At 46.4% G+C, this 22,676-nt stretch carries 19 protein-coding genes and 1 tRNA gene; 18 read left to right on the top strand and 2 right to left on the bottom strand.

Annotated elements, in window-relative coordinates; genetic code table 11:
- Positions 1-12 precede the first annotated feature (12 nt).
- The 8 genes from CWI76_RS10675 (at position 13) to CWI76_RS10640 (ending at position 10,479) form a co-directional block, all read left to right on the top strand.
- A complete protein-coding gene (locus tag CWI76_RS10675; RefSeq protein ID WP_126760340.1) occupies positions 13-1,851 on the top strand; it encodes a M1 family metallopeptidase in 1,839 nt (612 codons plus the stop codon).
- A gap of 9 nt (positions 1,852-1,860) precedes the next feature.
- Positions 1,861-2,916: an NAD(P)-dependent alcohol dehydrogenase gene (locus CWI76_RS10670; RefSeq protein ID WP_126760339.1), complete on the top strand. Its 1,056-nt coding sequence runs from the start codon at positions 1,861-1,863 to the stop codon at positions 2,914-2,916.
- Between the two features lie 94 nt (positions 2,917-3,010).
- On the top strand, positions 3,011-4,159 hold the full coding sequence (metK, locus tag CWI76_RS10665; RefSeq protein WP_126760338.1) for a methionine adenosyltransferase: 1,149 nt from the start codon (positions 3,011-3,013) through the stop codon (positions 4,157-4,159).
- A 79-nt stretch (positions 4,160-4,238) separates the two neighbouring features.
- Positions 4,239-6,251 carry a transketolase gene (tkt, locus tag CWI76_RS10660; protein WP_126760337.1) on the top strand — a complete coding sequence of 671 codons (2,013 nt, stop codon included), beginning with the start codon at positions 4,239-4,241 and terminating at the stop codon, positions 6,249-6,251.
- Positions 6,248-7,273 carry a glyceraldehyde 3-phosphate dehydrogenase NAD-binding domain-containing protein gene (locus CWI76_RS10655; RefSeq protein ID WP_126760336.1) on the top strand — a complete coding sequence of 342 codons (1,026 nt, stop codon included), beginning with the start codon at positions 6,248-6,250 and terminating at the stop codon, positions 7,271-7,273. The genes tkt and CWI76_RS10655 overlap by 4 nt, the downstream gene beginning before the upstream one ends.
- 34 nt (positions 7,274-7,307) lie before the next feature.
- The gene (locus CWI76_RS10650) at positions 7,308-8,492 is read left to right on the top strand and encodes a phosphoglycerate kinase (protein WP_126760335.1); all 1,185 of its coding nucleotides are present in this window, start codon (positions 7,308-7,310) and stop codon (positions 8,490-8,492) included.
- 36 nt (positions 8,493-8,528) lie between these two features.
- Positions 8,529-9,593 carry a class II fructose-bisphosphate aldolase gene (fba, locus tag CWI76_RS10645; protein WP_126760334.1) on the top strand — a complete coding sequence of 355 codons (1,065 nt, stop codon included), beginning with the start codon at positions 8,529-8,531 and terminating at the stop codon, positions 9,591-9,593.
- Between the two features lie 91 nt (positions 9,594-9,684).
- Positions 9,685-10,479, top strand: coding sequence for a DUF481 domain-containing protein (locus CWI76_RS10640; protein WP_241968020.1), 795 nt, complete (start codon positions 9,685-9,687; stop codon positions 10,477-10,479).
- A 23-nt stretch (positions 10,480-10,502) separates the two neighbouring features.
- Here the strand turns inward: CWI76_RS10640 and CWI76_RS10635 are convergent, their stop codons facing one another.
- The gene (locus CWI76_RS10635) at positions 10,503-11,249 is read right to left on the bottom strand and encodes a TerC family protein (protein WP_126760333.1); all 747 of its coding nucleotides are present in this window, start codon (positions 11,247-11,249) and stop codon (positions 10,503-10,505) included.
- Between the two features lie 170 nt (positions 11,250-11,419).
- On the opposite strand from CWI76_RS10635, the gene CWI76_RS10630 reads away from it, so the two are divergent.
- The 4 genes from CWI76_RS10630 to tgt all read left to right on the top strand — a co-directional run bounded on the left by CWI76_RS10630 (position 11,420) and on the right by tgt (position 15,811).
- Positions 11,420-12,100, top strand: coding sequence for a TIGR00153 family protein (locus CWI76_RS10630; RefSeq protein ID WP_126760332.1), 681 nt, complete (start codon positions 11,420-11,422; stop codon positions 12,098-12,100).
- 15 nt (positions 12,101-12,115) lie between these two features.
- A complete protein-coding gene (locus CWI76_RS10625; RefSeq protein WP_126760331.1) occupies positions 12,116-13,384 on the top strand; it encodes an inorganic phosphate transporter in 1,269 nt (422 codons plus the stop codon).
- A gap of 212 nt (positions 13,385-13,596) precedes the next feature.
- Positions 13,597-14,643, top strand: coding sequence for a tRNA preQ1(34) S-adenosylmethionine ribosyltransferase-isomerase QueA (queA, locus tag CWI76_RS10620; RefSeq protein WP_126760330.1), 1,047 nt, complete (start codon positions 13,597-13,599; stop codon positions 14,641-14,643).
- 52 nt (positions 14,644-14,695) lie between these two features.
- A complete protein-coding gene (gene tgt, locus CWI76_RS10615; RefSeq protein ID WP_126760329.1) occupies positions 14,696-15,811 on the top strand; it encodes a tRNA guanosine(34) transglycosylase Tgt in 1,116 nt (371 codons plus the stop codon).
- Here the strand turns inward: tgt and CWI76_RS10610 are convergent.
- Complete coding sequence (locus CWI76_RS10610) at positions 15,804-16,433, bottom strand: MarC family protein (RefSeq protein WP_126760328.1); 630 nt, start codon at positions 16,431-16,433, stop codon at positions 15,804-15,806. The two genes, tgt and CWI76_RS10610, sit on opposite strands and share 8 nt — an antisense overlap.
- A gap of 398 nt (positions 16,434-16,831) precedes the next feature.
- On the opposite strand from CWI76_RS10610, the gene rpsU reads away from it, so the two are divergent.
- The 6 genes from rpsU (at position 16,832) to CWI76_RS10580 (ending at position 22,642) form a co-directional block, all read left to right on the top strand.
- Positions 16,832-17,047: a 30S ribosomal protein S21 gene (gene rpsU / locus CWI76_RS10605; RefSeq protein WP_034733010.1), complete on the top strand. Its 216-nt coding sequence runs from the start codon at positions 16,832-16,834 to the stop codon at positions 17,045-17,047.
- 185 nt (positions 17,048-17,232) lie between these two features.
- Entirely contained in the window at positions 17,233-18,984 is a 1,752-nt protein-coding gene (dnaG, locus tag CWI76_RS10600) for a DNA primase (RefSeq protein ID WP_126760327.1), read from the top strand.
- 172 nt (positions 18,985-19,156) lie between these two features.
- A complete protein-coding gene (locus CWI76_RS10595) occupies positions 19,157-19,543 on the top strand; it encodes a DUF3192 domain-containing protein (RefSeq protein ID WP_126760326.1) in 387 nt (128 codons plus the stop codon).
- 160 nt (positions 19,544-19,703) lie between these two features.
- The gene (gene rpoD / locus CWI76_RS10590; protein ID WP_126760325.1) at positions 19,704-21,548 is read left to right on the top strand and encodes an RNA polymerase sigma factor RpoD; all 1,845 of its coding nucleotides are present in this window, start codon (positions 19,704-19,706) and stop codon (positions 21,546-21,548) included.
- 130 nt (positions 21,549-21,678) lie between these two features.
- Positions 21,679-22,473, top strand: coding sequence for an amidohydrolase family protein (locus CWI76_RS10585; RefSeq protein ID WP_126760324.1), 795 nt, complete (start codon positions 21,679-21,681; stop codon positions 22,471-22,473).
- Positions 22,474-22,566: 93 nt separating this feature from the next.
- Positions 22,567-22,642 (top strand) — tRNA-Ile (locus CWI76_RS10580).
- Positions 22,643-22,676: the final 34 nt, after the last annotated feature.

Raw genomic sequence — 22,676 nt, 5'->3', positions numbered from 1 at the left:
GAGATGAATTACATGTATCTGTCGCGATTCGTAATAATGTTGAGTTTTATTGTTGCTTTGGTGGCGGGTCAACCTGCTCAAGCAGAAGATGTCCACAGTTACGCACGTTTGAATCAAGTGTCGACGCCGCACCTTGAGCTGAACTTGACGGTCGATTTTGAAGCGCGTCAATTGAAAGGTCATGCAACCTATACCTTGGCTCGTCATGATAAAACCACGCAGCTTTATCTCGACACCAGTGATTTAACCATCGAACGTGCAGAATTGTTAATCGATGATCAGTGGCAGCCAACGAAGTTTACTTTAGGCGATGTTCACCCAAGCCTAGGCCGCGAATTAATTGTTGATATTGGTAGCGTGGCCAAGCAAGTGCGTATTCATTACCAAACCGCACCAACAGCAAGTGGTTTGCAATGGTTAACGCCAGAGCAGACAGCGGGCAAAAAGCATCCGTTTATGTTTAGCCAATCCCAACCAATACATTCGCGTAGCTGGATTCCTATTCAAGACAGCCCAGCATTACGATTAACCTACAACGCAACCATCACCACACCCAAAGGCCTATTGGCAGTGATGAGCGCCGATAACAGCTTAAGTGATGAGCGTCCTGGAACCTATGAATTCGCCATGCCCCAACCGATTCCCCCTTACTTGATTGCGATTGCCGCAGGTGATTTAGCGATTAAGTCAATTAGTGAAAATGTTGCGGTGTTTGCAGAACAGTACATTTTAGAAGACGCCGCTTGGGAATTTGCGGATACCCCAGCCATGATTGAAACCACCGAAGCAATGTATGGGCCATACCGCTGGGATCGCTACGATTTACTCATTTTGCCGCCGAGCTTTCCGTTTGGTGGTATGGAGAATCCGCGGTTGTCTTTTATCACGCCAACTGTTGTTTCCGGCGATCGGAGTTTAGTAAACCTTATTGCACATGAACTTGCACATAGTTGGTCAGGTAATCTTGTCACAAATGCAAGCTGGCGCGATTTGTGGATAAACGAAGGCTTCACGAGCTACGTTGAAAACCGCATCATGGAAGCTTTGTTTGGTGAGCGCCGCGCGAACATGGAGCTAGCGCTGGGGTACCAGGACTTATTAGATAACATGGAGCTTTTAAAACCGCAGGATACTGTGCTCAATATCGATTTAGGCACGCGACATCCTGATGATGTTTTCTCCCAAGTACCTTATGTAAAGGGCCAATTGTTCTTGGTTTACCTTGAGCAAAAATTTGGTCGCGACATGTTTGACAAGTTTTTGCGTCAGTACTTTGAAGACTTCGCGTTTCAAAGTATTTCAACGGAGCAATTCAAAACATACCTAAAGCGTCAACTTCTGGATAAACAGCCAGACACTGTCACCATGAGTAAAATCAACGAGTGGTTGCATGAGCCAGGTTTACCAGAAGATGCACCAAAACCGACGTCAGATGCGTTTACTCAAGTAGAACAACAGATGCAGCGGTGGTTGAAAGGCGGTCAGTTACAAACTGATAAATGGACAACGCATGAATGGTTGCACTTTATCAACAATCTGCCTTTAGATATCTCTGCCAACAACATGGCGCGACTCGATCGCGAGTTTAATTTAACGAACATTCAGAATAGTGAAATTGCACATGCCTGGTTAAAACTGGCGATTGTGAAAAAATATGAACCAGCGCGCGAAAGATTGCGTAGTTATTTGCTAACGATTGGTCGGAATAAGCTGGTTAGTCCACTTTACCGTGAACTAGCGAAAACATCCGATAATTTAAAATGGGCACGTGAAGTCTATCAGCAAGCAAAACCAGGCTATCACCCATTAACTCAAACCGTGAATGAAGCGTTGTTATACGGTGACAATTAAGGAGTAAACATGCCAAAAGCATTAGGATTTGCGGCTCAAGCAGCCGATAAGCCGCTTGAATATTTCGAGTTCGAACGTCGTGACCCCACCGAAAACGATGTTGAAATAGAGATAGCCTACTGCGGCGTTTGTCACTCTGATTTGCATCAGGCTCGTAATGAATGGGGCGGTACTGTGTTTCCATGTGTGCCAGGCCATGAAATTGTCGGTAAAGTCACGCGCGTTGGTAAAAAGGTCACCAAATATCAAGTTGGCGATACCGTTGGTGTTGGTTGTATGGTGGATTCGTGTCGCACCTGTGCTAACTGTGAAGATGGCTACGAGCAGTATTGCGATAATGGTTTTGTTGGAACCTATAATGGTGAAGATAAACACTCTGGTGGGGTGACCTTCGGTGGTTACTCAAATCGTATCACTGTTGATCAAGATTTCGTTTTGAAAGTATCAGACAAGCTCGATCTAGCCGGCGTTGCCCCGCTACTTTGTGCTGGTATCACCACTTATTCACCATTACGTCACTGGGGTGTTCGTGACGGTCATAAAGTCGGTGTGGTTGGCTTGGGCGGACTAGGTCACATGGCGGTTAAATTAGCCAAGGCCATGGGTGCTGAAGTAGTACTGTTTACGACATCGCCAAGCAAAGTTGATGATGCTAAACGTCTTGGCGCTGACCATGTGGTCATTTCAAAAGACGAAGAGCAAATGAAAGCATGGCGTAATCGCCTTGATTTCATTCTTAACACGGTTGCAGCGCCACACGACCTGGATACCTACCTGACGCTATTGCGCTTGAATGGCACCATGACATTAGTCGGCGTACCCGCTGAATCGCATCCGTCACCTGCGGTATACAACTTAATTGCAAAACGACGCAGCTTAGCCGGCTCGTTAATTGGTGGTATCGCAGAAACTCAAGAAATGCTGGATTTCTGTGCTGAACATGGCATCACTTCAGATATTGAGATGATTGCCATGGACGACATTAACGAAGCATATGAGCGGATGCTCAAAAGTGATGTGAAATATCGCTTTGTTATTGATATGGCGACATTAAAACAGAAATAAAGACTTTTAGACGTCTAAATGTAGAAAAGTGGGTGTGGTTCAGTTAAACTACGCCCACTTTTTTCTTCCCAACTTTGATTAGAGATTGCAAAGCATGGCACAGCATTTATTCACTTCTGAATCCGTATCAGAAGGTCATCCGGACAAAATTGCCGACCAAATTTCTGACGCGGTACTTGATGCGATACTCACACAAGATTCGCGCGCACGCGTCGCCTGTGAGACCTATGTGAAAACCGGCATGGTGCTTGTCGGCGGCGAAATTAACACCAACGCTTGGGTGGATATTGAAGAAATTACCCGTAATACAGTTCGTAATATTGGTTATGTGCACTCAGATATGGGATTCGATGCCGACTCATGCGCGGTACTAAATGCTATTGGTAAGCAATCACCTGATATCAATCAAGGGGTTGATCGCGGTAGTTTAGAAGAACAAGGTGCCGGCGACCAAGGTTTGATGTTTGGCTACGCCTCGAACGAAACTGACGTGCTGATGCCAGCACCAATTACCTACGCGCATCGTTTAGTGCAGCGTCAAGCGGAAGTGCGCAAGAATGGCACACTACCGTGGTTGCGCCCCGATGCAAAATCTCAGTTAACCTTTATTTATGAAGATGGCCGTCCGGTAGGTATCGATGCCGTGGTTTTGTCGACCCAGCACCACCAAGATATCAGTCAAAAAGACCTACGCGAAGCGGTGATTGAAACGATTATCAAGCCGGTATTACCAGAAGAATGGTTTCCGAAAAGCCAAGAGCGCATTTTTATCAATCCAACTGGTAAGTTTGTTATTGGCGGGCCAATGGGTGACTGCGGGCTAACTGGTCGTAAAATTATCGTCGATACATACGGCGGTATGGCACGTCACGGCGGCGGCGCATTCTCTGGTAAAGATCCGTCGAAAGTGGATCGCAGTGCCGCTTATGCCGCACGTTACGTGGCGAAGAATTTAGTAGCAGCCGGGCTTGCAGAGCGCCTTGAGATTCAGGTGTCTTACGCGATAGGTGTTGCGGAGCCAACGTCAATTAGCATTGAAACCTTCGGTACTAGTGAGCACAGCGAAGAAAAATTGATTGCTTTAGTTCGCAAGCATTTTGACCTACGCCCATACGGTTTAATTCAAATGCTTGACCTCGAGCGCCCAATTTATCAACCAACAGCGGCTTATGGTCACTTTGGTCGTGATGAGTTCCCGTGGGAAAAAACGGACAAGGTTGAAGCACTCCGAGCTGATATCTAATTTGCGTCAAAGCCCCGAATTGTGGAGAATACGCGCACCATTTGTGCATTTTTCCTTACGCTAAAATTCGGGGTTTGTTATGACAACAGCAGTAACTGAGCGAAAATACCTAGCCAATGCTATTCGTGCGCTGAGCATGGATGCCGTGCAACAAGCGAATTCTGGGCATCCAGGCGCGCCTATGGGCATGGCGGATATCGCCGAAGTACTGTGGCGCGACTTCTTAAAGCATAACCCTGCCAACCCGAATTGGGCCGACCGTGACCGGTTTGTTTTATCAAATGGTCATGGTTCGATGTTAATTTACTCACTGTTGCACCTCACAGGTTACGAACTTGATCTGAGTGAGCTAAAAAACTTCCGCCAATTGCATTCAAAAACACCAGGTCATCCAGAATATGGCTATGCACCGGGAATAGAAACCACCACGGGCCCGCTTGGGCAAGGCGTCACTAACGCCGTTGGTATGGCACTAGCAGAAAAAACTTTGGCGGCACAATTCAACCGTCCGGGTCATGACGTGGTTGATCACTACACCTACACCTTTCTTGGTGACGGCTGTTTGATGGAAGGTATTTCTCATGAAGCCTGTTCACTAGCAGGAACGTTAGGCCTCGGAAAGTTAATCGCATTTTATGACGACAACGGCATTTCAATTGATGGTGAGGTTGAGGGCTGGTTTACCGATGATACGTCGAAACGCTTTGAAGCTTATAACTGGCATGTTATTGCCGACGTTGATGGGCATGACGCCAACGCAGTAAAAGCCGCTGTGGAAACCGCACGCGCTGAAACGAGTAAACCAACGTTAATCATTTGCAAAACCATTATTGGTTTCGGCGCTCCGAACAAACAAGGCACAGAAAGTTGCCATGGTGCGCCATTAGGTGCCGATGAGATTGTTGCTGCGCGTGAGCAGTTAGGCTGGCAGCACGGACCATTTGAGATACCTGACGACGTTTATGCTGCTTGGTCTGCTAAAGAAGCCGGAGCCAAAGCTGAAGCCAACTGGCAACAGCGCTTCAACAGCTACGCGCAGGAATATCCAGAGTTAGCCGCTGAGTTAAAGCGCCGCTTAGCCGGCGATTTACCAAATGATTTCGTGGCACAAGCTGATGCCTATATTGCCAAGCTTCAAGCCGAACCAGCGGATATTGCGAGCCGCAAAGCATCGCAGAACGCACTGAATACCTATGGTCCGTTATTGCCAGAGCTGCTCGGTGGCTCGGCTGACTTAGCAGGGTCGAACCTAACACTGTGGAGCGGCTCCAAAGGTATTAGCAAAGATGATGCCAGTGGTAATTACGTATTCTACGGAGTTCGCGAATTCGGCATGTCGGCCATCATGAACGGCATTGCCTTGCATGGTGGGTTTACACCCTACGGCGCCACCTTTTTGATGTTCATGGAGTACGCGCGCAACGCGGTTCGTATGGCTGCGCTGATGAAGCAGCAAAGTATTTTCGTCTACACTCACGATTCAATTGGTCTTGGTGAAGACGGACCTACCCATCAGCCGGTTGAACAAATTGCTAGTTTGCGTATGACACCGAATATGAGTACATGGCGTCCGTGTGACCAAGTTGAGTCTGCTGTTGCTTGGAAATACGCATTAATGCGTAAGAATGGGCCGACGTCACTAATTTTCAGTCGTCAAAATCTTGCACAACAACAGCGCACTAATGACCAACTGAAAAACATCGAGCGTGGTGGCTATGTTTTACTTGATTGCGAACAAGCACCTGAATTGATTCTCATTGCAACAGGCTCTGAAGTTGCGCTTGCTGTTAGTGCAGCGAAAACGTTGCAAGCGTCAGGACATCAAGTGCGCGTTGTTTCAATGCCAGCAACGGATGTGTTTGAGCAGCAAGATGCAGCCTATCGTGAGCACGTATTACCAAGTGCTGTCACGAAGCGCATTGCGGTTGAGGCTGGTATTGCCGATTATTGGTACAAATATGTGGGCCTAAATGGTCGTATTATCGGTATGACCAGCTTTGGGGAGTCAGCGCCTGCAGGTGATTTATTTAAGCACTTTGGTTTCACCACTGAAAACGTCATTGCGACGGCACAGGAACTACTAAACGCATGAGTGTAAAACCAGCTCGTATTGGTATCAATGGATTTGGACGTATTGGGCGCAGTGTTCTGCGCTCATTGTACGAGCGCGGTTATCGCAACCATATTGAAGTTGTTGCGATTAATGAGCTGGCGCCCGTTGAGGCGATGGCTCATTTACTAAAATACGACACCAGTCATGGTCGTTTTCAAAGCCCAGTTGCTGTTCGTGATGAACATCATCTTGAGGTTGGCGGTGATCGCATTGTGGTGTCAGCGGAAAGCGAAATTCGAGATTTGAACTGGCGTGATCTGGCGCTTGATTTGGTGTTAGATTGCACCGGTGTTCATGGTGATCCTGAGCATGGCGCCGCCTATGAAAAAGTCGGCGTTCCAAAGGTTTTGTTTTCGCAACCAGGCAGTGCAGATTTAGATTTCACCGCAATCTATGGCGTAAATTCGGATGCTATTGAGGCTCACCACAAATGGGTCTCGAATGGCTCGTGTACCACAAACTGCATCGTGCCAGTTATCAAAGTACTTGATGAAGCCTTTGGTATCGATAGTGGCGCTATTACAACCATTCACGCCGCCATGCATGATCAACAAGTCATTGATGCCTATCACACTGATCCGCGTTTAGCTCGTGCTGCTGGGCGCTCTATTATTCCGGTCGATACGCGCTTAGCTCGAGGTATCGAGCGAATTCTACCGAAGTTTGCTGGACGTTTTGAAGCAATCCAAGTACGCGTGCCAACAACGAATGTGACGGCAATGGATTTAAGCGTCACGGTAAATACGCCAGTGACTGTGACGCATGTCAATGAAGTGCTGTCTGATGCTGCGCGCGGGCCAATGGCAAGCATTCTGGGTTTTGTTGATGAACCGTTAGTATCGATAGATTTTAACCATGACCCACGCTCAAGCATTGTTGATGGCACCCAAACACGTGTAGCAGATAAGCGATTAATTAAAGTGTTGTGCTGGTGTGATAACGAGTGGGGATTTGCAAACCGCATGTTAGATACCGCGCAAGTGATGCTTGCACGGAATTAATTACTGATTTGAAATGAATAGACGAGGCAAAGATATGTCAGCTGTAATTACCATGGCGGATTTAGATCTTGAAGGATTGCGAGTTCTCATTCGCGAAGATTTGAACGTACCTATTAAAGATGGCAAGGTCACTTCTGATGCGCGCTTACGTGCAGCGATGCCGACTATCCAAGCCGCACTCGCGGCTGGTGCAAAAGTGATGGTGATGTCACACTTAGGCCGTCCGGAAGAGGGCGTTTACGACGCTGAATTTTCCATGCAACCCGTTGTTGACTACTTAAACGATGCATTAGATGTTCCAGTTCGCCTCGCCAAAGATTACCTTGACGGTGTTGAAGTAAATAGCAACGAAGTGGTTGTGTTTGAAAACATTCGCTTTAATAAAGGCGAAAAGAAAAACGACGATACGTTGGCACAAAAATTAGCGGCGTTATGCGATGTGTTTGTGATGGATGCCTTTGGTACCGCACACCGTGCACAGGCATCAACACATGGTGTTGCTAAGTTTGCGGATGTGGCGTGTGCTGGCCCGTTACTGGCTGCCGAGCTAGATGCTTTAGGTAAAGCGCTTGCAAACCCGGCGCGTCCGCTCGTAGCTATAGTAGGTGGCTCAAAAGTTTCAACCAAACTGACGGTTTTAGAGTCGCTATCAAGCGTAGTTGACCAATTGATTGTTGGTGGTGGTATTGCGAATACGTTCATTGCTGCGGCCGGTCATAACGTTGGTAAATCACTATACGAAGAAGATTTAATCGATGAAGCCAAACGTCTTGTAGCGGCGGCGCAAGCAAAAGGTGGTGACATTCCGTTACCTTCTGACGTGGTTACCGGTAAAGAATTCAGTGCAGATGCGAAAGCAGAGACTAAATCAGTCGACAGTATTACTGCAGATGACATGGTGTTCGATATCGGCCCTGATACAGCAGAAGCTTTTGCAAAGATTCTTGAACAAGCCGGCACCATTGTGTGGAATGGTCCAGTGGGCGTATTTGAATTTGATCAGTTTGGTGAAGGTACTAAAGCTCTCGCGCATGCTATTGCAAACAGTAAAGCATTTTCGATTGCTGGCGGTGGCGATACACTGGCGGCAATTGATAAGTACGGCATCGCTGATAAAATTAGTTATATCTCAACCGGCGGCGGTGCATTTTTAGAATTCTTAGAAGGTAAGAAATTACCTGCTGTCGCGATTCTGGAAGAACGCGCGTTAAATGGCTAATACGCCAAACCAAATAGGAAATTAGGAGAATATTACATGGCATTGATTTCATTACGTCAGTTGCTTGATCACGCAGCTGAAAATAATTACGGCGTACCGGCATTTAATGTAAACAATCTTGAGCAAATGCGCGCCATAATGGAAGCTGCAGATGCAACCGATAGCCCAGTTATCGTTCAAGCTTCAGCGGGTGCGCGTAGCTATGCTGGTGCCCCGTTTTTGCGTCATTTAATCTTGGCAGCAATTGAAGAATGGCCACATATTCCTGTGGTTATGCACCAAGATCATGGTACATCACCAGCCATTTGTCAGCGTTCAATTCAACTTGGCTTTAGCTCAGTAATGATGGATGGTTCGTTAAAAGAAGATGGTAAAACACCAGCAGACTATGATTACAACGTGAAAGTAACGCAAGAAGCTGTCGCCATGGCGCATGCTTGCGGTGTATCCGTTGAAGGTGAGCTGGGTGTTTTAGGCTCGCTTGAAACAGGTGAAGCAGGCGAAGAAGACGGCGTTGGTGCAGAAGGTAAATTAACGCATGACCAATTGTTAACGGACCCAGAAGAAGCCGCACAGTTTGTTCGTGCAACCAATGTTGACGCATTAGCTATCGCTTGCGGAACCTCGCATGGTGCCTATAAGTTCTCGCGTCCACCAACCGGTGATATTTTAGCGATTGATCGCATTAAAGAAATCCACAAGCGCATTCCAAACACGCATCTAGTAATGCATGGTTCATCGTCAGTGCCGCAAGAGTGGTTAAAAGTAATCAACGAATTTGGCGGTGAGATTCCAGAAACCTACGGCGTGCCAGTAGAGCAAATCGCAGAGGGCATCAAACATGGCGTGCGTAAAGTTAACATTGATACCGACTTGCGTTTAGCCTCAACGGGTGCGATACGTCGTCACTTGGCACAAAACACCAGCAACTTCGATCCGCGTAAATATTTGAAGGCTTCAACGGACGCCATGTACGAAATTTGCAAGGCGCGTTACGAGGCGTTTGGTTGTGCAGGCCAAGCCAGCAAAATTAAAGTGATATCGCTTGAGGAAATGTTTAAGCGCTACGAACGGGGCGAATTAGACGCTAAAGTGAACTAAATCACCCTTAGCGAGCGAAACCTTAATCTGTATAATGAAGGGTGAGGTTTCGCTGGAATTGCGAATAAAAAAGAAAGGAAAGGGGGTCCATGTGCGCTTAACATTATTATCATTAGCCCTAGTTACAGTCGTTGGGTTCGCTAGCCCGACTGCGTCTGCAAGTATTTTTATGTATGACGATGCCAGTGATCTAGATACCGAGACCAAATCGGAATGGGACGCTAGTGCGGAAATAGGCTTGCTGTTCACGTCGGGTAACACAGACACCGAGACTTTTAAGGCTAAGCTGAACCTTGCACGCGACGTTGAGAATTGGCGTCATAAAGGTGTTATTGATTACTATCGCTCAGAACAAAAAGACCAAGCGACAGGCGATACCATCTTAACGGGTGACAAAACGTTTTTATCTGCTCAGAGTAACTATAAGTTCTCGCCTGAAAGCCGTTCATCAGTTTTTGTATTCGGCTCATATGAGGAAGATAAATTCAGCGGTTACGAGTATCAAGGTACGTTCGCGGTAGGTTATGGTGCACGTTATCGCTATAGCGAAGCGCTGTATGCTGATTACGAAGTGGGTCCTGGTTACTCAATTAACAAGCCGATTGTTGGTGGCGTTCCGCAAGAACAAGAGAGCAGCGCGATTCTGCGTTTAGCGGGTAACCTTGTTTGGGATATCTCGAAAAACTCGAAATTCAACGCGTTAGCGTCTACCGAAGTTGGTGAAGAGAATACTAAGACCCGTGCTGAAGTTTCGATTTCTGCAAATGTGAACAGTTCACTTGCGCTGAAATTCTCGGTGGCTGGCTCTCACAACTCTTATTTAGAAGATGAGAGCAAAGAAAAGCTCGACACCGAAACAGCAGTAACGCTGGTTTACTCTTTCTAACCTGTTGTAAGTATTGCGACGGACTATTGTCCGTCGCCAATACGTTTCTTCAAATGAACAGGCTCTCGATGCTTCCGGACGCGCAAGTTCAGTAGCTCGACGCCCAGACTAAATGCCATCGCAAAATATACGTAGCCTTTCGGAACGTGGAAGCCTAAACCTTCACCAACCAAAGTAAATCCGATAAGTATTAAGAAGCTCAATGCCAGCATTTTTATAGTCGGGTGCGCATCAACAAAATCGCCAATTGATTTTGCCGCAACTAACATCACCAACACAGCAACAACAACCGCGATAATCATCACACTGACATGATCCACTAATCCAACTGCGGTAATCACTGAATCGAGCGAAAAAACGATATCGATAACAGCAATCTGCGCGATAATTGCCCCAAATGTCGCAGCCTTACCTGCCGACTTATGAGACTCGGCACCTTCCAAAGAATGATGTATTTCAAGTGTGCTTTTTGCCAGCAAAAATAAGCCACCGCCTAGCAAAATCAAATCTCGACCTGAAAACGAGTATTCCAGTACCGAGAAGAGTGGCTTGGTGAGGCCCATGACCCAAACAATCGCTAATAGCAGCGCAATACGCATGCCCATTGCAAGCATCAAACCGATCTGTCTCGCTTTGTGACGTTGCTCCGCAGGCAAGCGGCCCACTAAAATTGAAATAAAGATGATATTGTCTATGCCCAGAACAATCTCTAGTAGCGTTAGGGTCAATAACGCAAGCCAAGCTTCTGGCATCATGATCCACTCGAACATTTTCCTTAATACTCCAAGCTGTGATGTGACTTTTTCACAATAAATAGGTTATTGTTTAAGCACAATAGTTAAATTATTCTTTGCGTGACTTATTAATCTTCGTTAGTATTCGCGCACCTGAAATCAGGTATATCTAACGTATATTTCCGCAGCAACAAAGGCGAACTTTTATGTCTGCAAACTCGTTTCTTGGTGTATTTGCCAAGTCACCGATCAAACCGATGATCGAGCATATTGATCAAGTGCACGATTGTGCGATGACCTTAAAGCCTTTTTTCCAAGCCGTCTATGCAGGTGACTGGGAAGAAGCTGAAATCCACCGAAAAGAGATCGTCAAAAAAGAAAAAGCCGCTGACGACCTTAAACGCGAAATTCGATTGAATCTTCCTGGCGGATTGTTTATGCCAGTTGAGCGGACTGATTTATTAGAATTGGTATCGCAGCAAGATCGTATTGCCAATAAAGCAAAGGATATTTCAGGCTTGATGACTGGCCGTGAAATGCAAATCCCTGCCTCAATGGTTGAAGGTTTCGATGCTTATTTATCGCGTTGCCTAGATGCTACCGATAAAGCTAAAGAAACAATTGGTGAGTTTGATGATCTGCTTGAGGTTGGCTTCAAAGGTCGTGAACGAACCATCGTTGATAAGATGATTTCTGAACTGGATGAAATTGAGCAAGACACCGATGCACTTCAAGTAAAATTGCGTCGTCAATTGCGTGCCCTTGAGCAGGATATGAATCCGCTTGACGCCATGTTCTTGTATCAAATTTTAGATTGGGTTGGTGATTTGGCCGACCTAGCCGAGCGCGTGGGTGCACGTTTTGAGCTCATGCTTGCACGAGTCTAAGTCGGGGTAATTTAGATGGATATTTTAAGCACTTATAGCATGACATTGATCGTGCTAGCGGCTGTATTTGGTTTGTTTATGGCATGGGGCATTGGTGCGAACGACGTTGCCAATGCGATGGGAACATCTGTTGGTTCCAAAGCCCTTACCATTAAGCAAGCCATTGTTGTTGCGATGATTTTTGAATTTGCTGGCGCCTATTTGGCGGGTGGTGAAGTCACCTCAACCATACGAAAAGGCATTATTGAGTCAGCCTATTTTGTTGATACACCCGAATTGTTGGTGTTTGGCATGATTGGTTCATTGCTCGCCGCTGGAACTTGGTTGTTGATCGCGTCTTGGGCAGGTTGGCCAGTTTCAACGACGCATTCAATCATTGGCGCGATTGTAGGCTTCTCGGCCGTTGGCGTTGGAGTTGAATCAGTCAATTGGGGCTCGGTAGTCGGCATTATCGGTAGCTGGATAGTAACGCCGATGATTGCAGGTATTATCGCCTACTTCGTATTCTTAAGTGCCCAAAAGCTTATTTTTGACAGCGAAAACCCATTGAACATGGCGAAGCGTTATGTGCCTTTTTACATGGCACTGACAGGCTTCATGATTTCGCTTGTAACTATCAAGAAAGGCTTAAAGCACGTTGGTATCGAGTTAAGCAGTGTTGAAGGATATTCACTTGCAATCAGTATTGCCGTTGTTGTCGGTATTTTGGGTAAAATCCTCATTTCACGTTTGAAGTTTGATCCTGCCGCTGACAAAGACATGCACTACACCAACGTAGAAAAAGTCTTTGCTGTTCTGATGATTGTAACGGCTTGTGCTATGGCATTCGCACACGGTTCAAACGACGTAGCTAATGCAATCGGTCCATTAGCCGCTGTTGTCAGTGTGGTAGAAAGTGGCGGTGAAATTGCCTCGAAAGCGAAGCTTGCTTGGTGGGTACTTCCTATTGGTGCATTTGGTATTGTGCTCGGTTTGGCAATGCTGGGCCGTCGTGTTATTGCAACCATTGGTAAAGGCATCACACACTTAACACCAAGCCGCGGTTTTGCTGCTGAATTGGCTGCCGCGACAACGGTTGTTATCGCATCAGGTACAGGCTTACCAATTTCAACCACGCAAACGTTGGTTGGTGCGGTATTAGGTGTTGGTATGGCTCGGGGTATTGCAGCGTTAAACCTAGGTGTTGTGCGTAATATCGTGGTGTCATGGGTTGTCACACTCCCTGCCGGCGCTATCATGTCGATTATTTTCTTCTTTATCATTAAGGCCGCTTTTGGCGTTTAATGACTATCGAAATGAGAAAAAGAGCACTTCGGTGCTCTTTTTTTTTGATCCATTTTTAATGATGAGAACGTATTAACTGCAACCGGTCTCCACGATCGGTTGTCATCTCGTTTTTAGCGCGCCTCCTACGGCGCGCTTTTTTTTACCTTCACTTTTTTTCAAGCCGTAAAAACGGTAAAGTACGCGCCAATTGAATTTGTGATGAAACCGCCATGAATGTTAAAGATTTTAGCTTTGAATTACCTGATGAATTGATTGCGCGTTATCCGCAACCGGAGCGCAGTGCCAGTCGTTTATTGTGCCTGAATGGCACAACTGGTGCGGTGACACACCAAACCTTCAAAAATATTGTGGACCACATACAAGCGGGTGATCTGCTTATTTTTAACGATACCCGAGTGATACCGGCGCGAATGTTGGGTGAAAAGGTATCTGGCGGTAAAGTTGAAGTGTTGGTTGAGCGGATTATCGACGAACACCGCGTGCTTGCGCATTTGCGTAGCAATCGCTCGCCGAAGCCTGGCGCAAAAATGATTTTAGAAGGCGCAGTGGAAGTCGAAATGGTCGGTCGCCAAGATGCGTTGTTTGAGTTGCAGTTCAATACCCAAGAGCCGGTACTAAATGTGCTTGAGCAATATGGACATATGCCATTACCACCTTATATCGACCGTCCGGATGAGGACAGTGATCGCGAGCGCTATCAAACCGTCTACAACAAAAAGCCAGGAGCAGTAGCCGCACCCACAGCGGGACTTCATTTTGACGATGCAATATTGGCACAATTACGTGAAAAGGGCGCGGAGTTTGCCTATGTGACGCTACACGTAGGCGCAGGAACATTCCAGCCGGTGCGAGTTGATAATATCGAAGAGCATCACATGCATAGTGAATATGCTGAAGTACCGGAAGAAACCGTCGCCGCAATTGCAGCAACGCGTCGGCGCGGTGGTCGCGTGATTGCAGTCGGCACAACATCGGTTCGTTCGCTCGAATCGGCAGCACAAGCCGCGAAGCAAAATGGTGAAGCATTACAGCCATTCTTTTCTGATACCGATATCTTTATTTACCCAGGGTATGAATTCCAAGTTGTGGACGCCATGATCACCAACTTTCATCTGCCAGAATCGACGCTGATTATGTTGGTGTCGGCTTTTGCCGGACGCGAGCATGTACTTAATGCATACAGTGAAGCCGTGCATGAACGTTACCGGTTCTTTAGTTATGGCGATGCAATGTTTGTGACCCGAACTGAGCGCTAAGGTATACTAAGCGCCTCGGACTGTTTTTCCGTGATAATTTATCGGTGAAAAAATGAAATTTGAATTATTGAAAACCTCGGGCAAAGCGCGCCGAGGCCGTATGGTTTTTGATCGCGGTGTCGTTGAAACACCTGCTTTTATGCCAGTAGGTACTGCAGGTACCGTAAAAGGCATGACGCCAGAAGAAGTTAAAGCAACAGGTGCTCAAATTTGTTTGGGTAACACCTTCCACCTTATGCTGCGTCCAGGTACGTCGATTATTAAGCAACACGGCGATCTGCATGACTTTATGAATTGGGATAAACCAATTCTGACCGATTCAGGTGGCTTCCAAGTTTTTAGCTTGGGCGAGCTACGTAAAATTACCGAAGAAGGTGTAACTTTCCGCTCGCCAATTAACGGCGAAAAAATTCTTCTCACCCCTGAGAAGTCGATGGAAGTGCAACGCGACCTTGGCTCAGACATTGTCATGATTTTCGACGAGTGCACGCCGTATCCTGCAACACACGCCGAAGCGCGCTCGTCAATGGAGTTGTCATTGCGCTGGGCGGAACGTTCTAAAACCGCACACGGCGATAATCCATCGGCATTATTCGGGATTATTCAAGGCGGTATGTACGAAGAGTTACGTACTATTTCGTTGGAAGGACTCACAGATATTGGCTTTGATGGTTATGCCATTGGTGGCCTGTCAGTTGGTGAGCCAAAAGAAGATATGATGCGAATTTTGGATCATATCGCGCCAGAAATGCCAATTGATAAACCGCGCTACCTGATGGGTGTCGGTAAACCAGAAGATTTAGTGGAAGCCGTACGTCGTGGCGTGGATATGTTTGACTGCGTGATGCCAACGCGAAACGCCCGTAATGGTCATTTGTTTGTTAGTAATGGTGTGGTGAAAATCCGTAATGCGGTTCATCGTACCGATACCGGGCCACTTGATCCTGAATGTGATTGCTACACCTGTAAAAATTATTCTCGCGCGTATTTGCATCACTTAGACCGTTCTAACGAGATGCTCGGTGGTCGCTTGAATACTATTCACAACCTGCATTTTTATCAGAAGGTCATGCAAGATTTGCGCGACGCCATTGATGAAGATCGCTTAGAACAACATGTCGCAGAGTTTTATGCCAAACGCGGTATGGAAGTACCCGCGCTTAAATAGCGCGGGCAATATCGATAATATATGGCTTGATGCCGGCGAAGAAAAACTCGACGGCAATCAACATCACAATTAGGCCCATCAATCGCATTAAAATCTTACTACCACTGCGGCCAAGCTTTGCCATCAACTGACGACCAGTTGCTAATACAAAAGCCGTGAGAATACATACCGCGATGATTGCTGCGAATAAGCTAATGGTATTTGATGTTGCTGGGCTTTCTTGAATAAACAAGATTACCATGGTGATGGCACCAGGCCCTGCAACCATCGGAATACCAATTGGGGTGACTGCGACATCCGAGCCAAAATCACTTTCGGTCTCGCCATCAACACGTTTTGGCACAGTGCGACCGCGTAGCATCTCAAACCCCATCACGAAGAATAAAATACCACCGGCAACCCGTAACCCGTTCACTGAAATATTAAAGAAGCTAAAAATTGCTTCGCCTACTAATGCAAATACACAAAGAGCAATACAAGCGGTAATTGCCGCCCGCATGGCAACCCAACGCGCTGCCTTTGGTGCCATCGCTTCAGTGAGTGCAATATAAATCGGTACCGCAGCAATGGGGTTGATCATGGTGAATAAAGAAGTGAATTGAAATAGAAAGGTATCCAACATGACATGCTCCAGGCAAAAGTAAGAAGGTATAGTTTACAAACTAATTGGCAGAACTGCATGATTTTTAAATTATTTTAGATAAAACTAAAATTGTGCGTCAATTATCGTCGCATAGTTGTGCGAGAATGCTAGGCGAGCTGGCACTTTAAGTTGGTTCATAACGCTATTGGAAGTGTCGCCACACCCCAATGTGAGCCTGTTCAGCCTGTCTCACAGTGGTGACACTTCCTTCCCCAAAACATACTCATTTAAATTGATCTTAGGCTTTACATCAGGATCTGAACTCGCTACAATTCAGCACCAAATTTAATCGTGGTGGTTATTTTTTAACCAGATTTATTCATCCACAGTTGATTCAACTAATTCAACAACAGAATTTTCATTGAGGTGAGATTTTAATGCCAGTTGTTAAAGTAAAAGAAAACGAGCCGTTTGACGTAGCTCTGCGTCGCTTTAAGCGCTCTTGCGAGAAAGCAGGTGTATTATCAGAAGTTCGTCGTCGTGAATTCTACGAAAAGCCAACTTCTGAGCGTAAGCGCAAGAAAGCAGCTGCGGTTAAGCGTCACGCGAAAAAATTGTCGCGTGAAAATGCACGTCGCACTCGTCTGTACTAAGTAACTGGTACCGTAGCGGCACAGCCGATAGCGGTGTCACTACAGCACAGACCTCGAAGAGCCGGAATGAGTTAGACTCAGTCCGGCTTTTTCATATCTGGCTTGCACCAAACTCAAGTCAGAGTACAATCTAAGGCACAATTCTCGCTTCGCAATTCCATTATAATTACGTGCACAGGCAGGCCATGGCAGGTTTAATTCCTAAAAGCTTTATTCACGATCTCATTGAACGAGCTGATGTCGTAGAGATTGTCGATAGCCGTGTACCGCTGAAAAAGGCAGGGCGAAACTACCAAGCCTGTTGTCCGTTTCATAACGAAAAATCACCGAGTTTTACTGTAGCGCCCGACAAACAGTTTTATCATTGTTTTGGTTGTGGTGAGCATGGCAATGCGCTTGATTTCTTGATGAAATTTGATGGCCTTGAGTTCCCAGAGGCAGTGGAAGAGTTAGCTCACATGCTCGGTCTTGAAGTGCCGCGGGAGACCTCAACAAATCCAGCGGCCGATGCGCGCAAGCGCGCGCAAGAGTCCAGCGATTACGAGCAAATGGAACGCGCAACCAAGTTCTTTGCGCACCAATTACGTCATCATGCCAACTCAAAACGTGTTATCGACTATTTAAAAGGACGTGGTTTAAGTGGCGACATCGTAAAGCAGTTTCAAATTGGCTATGCCCCTGACGGTTGGGACGGCGTTTTGAATGCCTTAGGATCAGATCAACGATCCAAGCAACAACTGGTTGATCTGAAACTCGTGAATCAAAACGAGCAAGGCCGCTATTACGACTTCTTCCGCGACCGTGTGATGTTTCCGATACGTGATCGACGTGGGCGCGTGGTTGGCTTTGGCGGGCGTGTACTCGAGGGGGACGGTCCGAAGTATTTGAACTCACCAGAAACTCGAATCTTCCACAAAGGCCGTGAACTCTATGGTTTTTACGAAGCGCGACAAGCAAACCGTGAACTCGAACAGGTTGTGATTGTTGAAGGCTACATGGATGTTGTTGCGTTGGCACAAGCCGGTATTAGTTATGCGGTGGCATCACTTGGAACCGCAACGACAACGGACCAATTGCAGATGTTGTTTCGCGCCACGCGTAAAGTGGTGTGTTGCTACGATGGCGACCGGGCAGGCCGTGACGCTGCTTGGCGAGCATTAGAAAATGCCTTGCCATTGCTCAATGATGGCATTGAATTGAGTTTCTTATTTTTGCCTGATGGCGAAGATCCGGATACGTTAGTGCGCAAAGAGGGGGCAGAAGCCTTTACTCAGCGGCTGCAAAAAGCGCAAAGCTTTACCGATTACTTTTTTGCCCACCTCACCGAAACCATTGACGTGCAATCGGATGCCGGCAAATCATTGCTATTGAAGCAGGCAAAACCACTTATTGAGCGCATCGCGAGTGACTTTTACCGTGAAACTCTAATGGAGCGTTTGGCGCGACTGCTCCGTCGGGAGACATCACAGTTAGAAGCACAAATCAAAGCGCCTGCACGGACAAAGCCCGAACAGTCGGCTCTAAAACTGACCCCAATGCGTCGCGCAATCGGCTTGTTGGTGCAACACCCAGAAATCGGTCGCGAAATTCCGCTACACACTGAATTAAGTGCGTTGAAACAACCAGGTATCGATTTGTTGTTGAAATTGCACGAACAGACTCACTTACAGTCGTTAACCTCGGCACAAATATTAGAATTATGGCGTGGCGAGCCCGAAGAAAAAGCGTTACGCCAGTTGGCTCGTTGGGAGCATCATCTTGATGCCGAAAAGGCAGCGCAGGAATTCTTCGATATTTTTGCCTTTTTCATTGATTTGTTTGTTGAACAGCGAGCGAATGAGTTGCTGGAGAAAGAGCGTACTGCGCCGTTGAATAAAGCAGAAAAACAAGAATACCTCACCTTGTTGCAGTATTTGAAAGATCGTGAAAAACGCTAATTTGCGTTCGGTTTTACTAAAACATTCGCGTTCCACACCAATGTTTTGCATCGTTTGTTATAAAAAAACACATTAAAAACAATAGTATAAGTTTGTGGCATTAATTTTGCATACACAATTAGGTGTAAACCATAAATTTGTACTTAAATAGAATAAAAATGAGGAGTAAAACATGAAGTTTCCAAAGTTAGCCATGGTTGGTGCTGTTGTTATCTTATCTGCAGGTTTGCAAGGCTGTGTAATTGCTGTGAACGGCGATGGTGAGCACTATAGCTCGAGTGATAGTGTGACCAAAAAAGAGAAACGTAATCGCACAGCCATCGCGTCATTTACTAATGGAATGTCCGTTGACGCCGTGCAACGAGAATTAGGCACGCCGGAATTTTCCGACTTATGGACGGTTGATAATGTACGCTATCGCGTACTGTATTATCGTACCCAACGTGTGCACGCTGACGGCAACACCACTCGCGATGAATGCACCCCAATTGTGTTTGCCGACGGCAATTTAATTGGTACCGGTGAGTTAGCATTGACACGAATTCCTGAGAATAACTGATTAAATTCTGGCTGAAAACGACAGTATCTGCTACAATTTCCGGTCTTGAATTTTATACCTCACGCACTCATCTAATTAGTGTACATAATCGTACCTTTTTGAGTCGCCGTAAGTTTAAGACCGGTTACTTTTCTATATTAATAACAGGTGGTAGATCTGTATGCAGCAGAGTCGTCAATCACAGCTCAGGCTTCTTATTGCCAAAGGTAAGGAGCAAGGTTATCTCACTTTTTCAGAAGTGAACGATCACCTACCTTCTGAGATCGTTGATTCGGATCAAATCGAAGACATCATCGGCATGATCAATGACATGGGTATTCAGGTGTTTGAAAACGCACCCGATGCCGATGAATTGATGATGAGCGAAGACACCGCTGATGAAGACGCAGCTGAAGCCGCCGCGCAAGCATTAGCAAGCGTGGATGGTGAGTTGGGTCGCACCACTGACCCTGTGCGCATGTACATGCGTGAAATGGGCACAGTTGAATTGTTAACTCGCGAAGGCGAGATCGACATCGCAAAACGCATTGAAGATGGTATTAACCAAGTTCAATGTTCCGTTGCTGAATATCCTGAAGCCATCAACTTCTTGTTGGACCAGTGGGATTCATGCGAAGCGGAAGAAATGCGTTTAACCGACATTATTTCTGGTTTTATTGACCCGAATGAAGTGGATGAAGCGCCTGTCGCTGCAACGCACATTGGTTCTGAACTGAGCGAAGACCAGCTTGAAGACGAAGATGAAGACGTTGATGACGACGACGATGACAGTGATGATGACAGCTCAGATAGCGGTATCGATCCTGAATTCGCGCGTCAGAAATTCGCTGAACTTCGTGACCAATACGAGAAAACCCGTGCCGCAATTAGCAAGCATGGTCGTGATAACGCAAAAGCGCGCAAAGAAATTGAAGCGCTAAGCGAATTGTTTAAGCAATTCCGTCTGGTACCAAAGCAGTTTGATCGCTTAGTTAAAGACATGCGTGACATGATGCACCGCGTGCGTGTACAAGAACGTTTAATCATGAAAATGTGTGTTGAACAGGCGGGCATGCCGAAACGCGCATTCATGAAGCTGTTTGCGGGTAACGAGAATAGCACCGCGTGGTTGGCGAAAGCCATTGACGATGGCGAAGCGTATTCCGAGTCGCTATCAACGCTGCAACCAGAGTTGGAGCGTTGTATTCACAAGCTTGCAGAAGTGGAAGTGGAAACTGGCTTAACCATTGCTAAAGTCAAAGATATCAACCGTCGCATGTCAATTGGTGAAGCGAAAGCTCGCCGTGCGAAGAAAGAGATGGTTGAAGCGAACTTGCGTTTGGTTATCTCTATTGCGAAAAAATACACCAACCGTGGTTTACAGTTCTTGGATTTAATTCAAGAAGGTAACATCGGCTTGATGAAAGCAGTAGATAAGTTCGAATATCGTCGTGGCTATAAGTTCTCAACTTATGCAACATGGTGGATTCGTCAGGCCATTACGCGTTCAATTGCGGACCAGGCGCGTACCATTCGTATTCCGGTTCACATGATTGAAACCATCAATAAATTGAACCGTATCTCGCGTCAAATGCTTCAGGAAATGGGTCGTGAACCTACCCCAGAAGAGTTGGCCGAGCGCATGGTCATGCCAGAAGACAAAATCCGCAAAGTGCTGAAAATCGCTAAAGAGCCCATTTCGATGGAGACTCCAATTGGTGACGATGAAGATTCGCATCTTGGCGACTTCATTGAGGACACCACGTTGGATCTTCCGGTGGACTCAGCGACTTCAGAAAGCTTACGCAACGCGGTTCGCGAAGTGTTAGGTGGGTTGACGCAACGTGAAGCAAAAGTACTTCGTATGCGCTTTGGTATTGATATGAATACCGACCATACGTTGGAAGAAGTTGGTAAACAGTTTGACGTTACCCGTGAGCGGATTCGTCAGATTGAAGCCAAAGCGTTACGCAAGCTACGTCATCCAAGTCGTTCTGAGCAGTTAAAATCGTTCTTGGACGAGTAAGTTCAGATTTATTCTGAACGATTTAACGTAAAAAACGTCTTAAGAAGCTCTAGCCCTTGTGGCTAGGGCTTTTTTATTTTTAGGGCGAAATTTGTTAAAATGTGCCTAACTTCGCTGAAAAGGATGAAATATGATCGCAGTTGATCAGAACAACACCGAAATACAGCAACCGCGTCGAATTATCGATGCCCACTTTCATATCTACAACGATTCATTTCCGTTGATAGAGAATCAAGGTTTTCTACCGAAGCCGTTTTCCATTGAAGATTATCGTCATCGTACCAAGGATTTTAATATTCGTGGCGGCGTGATTGTGTCGGGCTCTGTGCAGGGGTTTGATCAAAGCTACTTAAAAGCAGCCTTGGCAGATATGGGTGATCAATTTGTTGGCATCACTAACTTGCCAAGTAGTGTCTCTGATGAAGAAATATTAAAGCTACGTGACCACCGCATTCGTGGCATTCGCGTGAACTTAAAACGCCGCGTGGTCAGTGGTCTTGATAACTTAGTCGACTTTGGCCAACGCATTTGGGATTTAGCAGGCTGGCATTTAGAAATCTACGTGGATAGCCGCGAACTTGATGAAGTAATGCCAAAGCTCTTGAAGCTACCGAAGGTGTCAGTTGACCACTTAGGCATGGCACGCTCTGGCTTATCGCAAATTCAGAAGCTGGCAGACAATGGGGTTCATATTAAGGCATCTGGCTTCGGACGTACCGAAGTAGATGTTGCCAAGGCGGTGAAAGCTATTTATGCGATTAACCCTGAAAGCTTAATGTTTGGTACTGATTTGCCATCAACGCGCGCCGAGCGTCCGTTCAATGTGCGTGATATTGAAACCGTGTGCGAAGCACTCGGTGATGACAAAGCCATTGATAAAGTGTTCGCTGGCAACGCCGCCGATTTCTATCACATAAACCTATAAAAAACCCCATTCGGGGTCATGACAAGCGGGTCGAAATTTCATATACTTGCGCCCGCTTTGTTAATCCCACGGGATTAACCACCTACCTGTAATGGCCCCTTAGCTCAGTGGTTAGAGCAGCCGACTCATAATCGGTTGGTCCCCAGTTCAAATCTGGGAGGGGCCACCATTTCGATAGTAATCTTTAATTCTAAAGCAAGGTG

Source organism: Pseudidiomarina marina (assembly GCF_003987045.1).
In the GTDB taxonomy this organism is placed as follows: Bacteria; Pseudomonadota; Gammaproteobacteria; order Enterobacterales; family Alteromonadaceae; genus Pseudidiomarina; species Pseudidiomarina marina.
Note: the sequence above shows the minus strand (reverse complement) of the source record. Positions and strands in the feature narration are given on the sequence as shown.

Bases quoted from the DNA above. Each gene is read 5' to 3' on its own strand.
- CWI76_RS10670 (WP_126760339.1), top strand. From the start codon at position 1,861: ATGCCAAAAGCATTAGGATTTGCGGCTCAAGCAGCCGATAAGCCGCTT.
- CWI76_RS10655 (WP_126760336.1), top strand. From the start codon at position 6,248: ATGAGTGTAAAACCAGCTCGTATTGGTATCAATGGATTTGGACGTATT.
- CWI76_RS10630 (WP_126760332.1), top strand. From the start codon at position 11,420: ATGTCTGCAAACTCGTTTCTTGGTGTATTTGCCAAGTCACCGATCAAA.
- CWI76_RS10675 (WP_126760340.1), top strand. From the start codon at position 13: ATGTATCTGTCGCGATTCGTAATAATGTTGAGTTTTATTGTTGCTTTG.
- rpoD (WP_126760325.1), top strand. From the start codon at position 19,704: ATGCAGCAGAGTCGTCAATCACAGCTCAGGCTTCTTATTGCCAAAGGT.
- tgt (WP_126760329.1), top strand. From the start codon at position 14,696: ATGAAATTTGAATTATTGAAAACCTCGGGCAAAGCGCGCCGAGGCCGT.
- fba (WP_126760334.1), top strand. From the start codon at position 8,529: ATGGCATTGATTTCATTACGTCAGTTGCTTGATCACGCAGCTGAAAAT.
- queA (WP_126760330.1), top strand. From the start codon at position 13,597: ATGAATGTTAAAGATTTTAGCTTTGAATTACCTGATGAATTGATTGCG.
- tkt (WP_126760337.1), top strand. From the start codon at position 4,239: ATGACAACAGCAGTAACTGAGCGAAAATACCTAGCCAATGCTATTCGT.
- CWI76_RS10595 (WP_126760326.1), top strand. From the start codon at position 19,157: ATGAAGTTTCCAAAGTTAGCCATGGTTGGTGCTGTTGTTATCTTATCT.
- CWI76_RS10650 (WP_126760335.1), top strand. From the start codon at position 7,308: ATGTCAGCTGTAATTACCATGGCGGATTTAGATCTTGAAGGATTGCGA.
- rpsU (WP_034733010.1), top strand. From the start codon at position 16,832: ATGCCAGTTGTTAAAGTAAAAGAAAACGAGCCGTTTGACGTAGCTCTG.
- CWI76_RS10610 (WP_126760328.1), bottom strand. From the start codon at position 16,433: ATGTTGGATACCTTTCTATTTCAATTCACTTCTTTATTCACCATGATC.
- dnaG (WP_126760327.1), top strand. From the start codon at position 17,233: ATGGCAGGTTTAATTCCTAAAAGCTTTATTCACGATCTCATTGAACGA.
- metK (WP_126760338.1), top strand. From the start codon at position 3,011: ATGGCACAGCATTTATTCACTTCTGAATCCGTATCAGAAGGTCATCCG.
- CWI76_RS10585 (WP_126760324.1), top strand. From the start codon at position 21,679: ATGATCGCAGTTGATCAGAACAACACCGAAATACAGCAACCGCGTCGA.
- CWI76_RS10635 (WP_126760333.1), bottom strand. From the start codon at position 11,249: ATGTTCGAGTGGATCATGATGCCAGAAGCTTGGCTTGCGTTATTGACC.
- CWI76_RS10625 (WP_126760331.1), top strand. From the start codon at position 12,116: ATGGATATTTTAAGCACTTATAGCATGACATTGATCGTGCTAGCGGCT.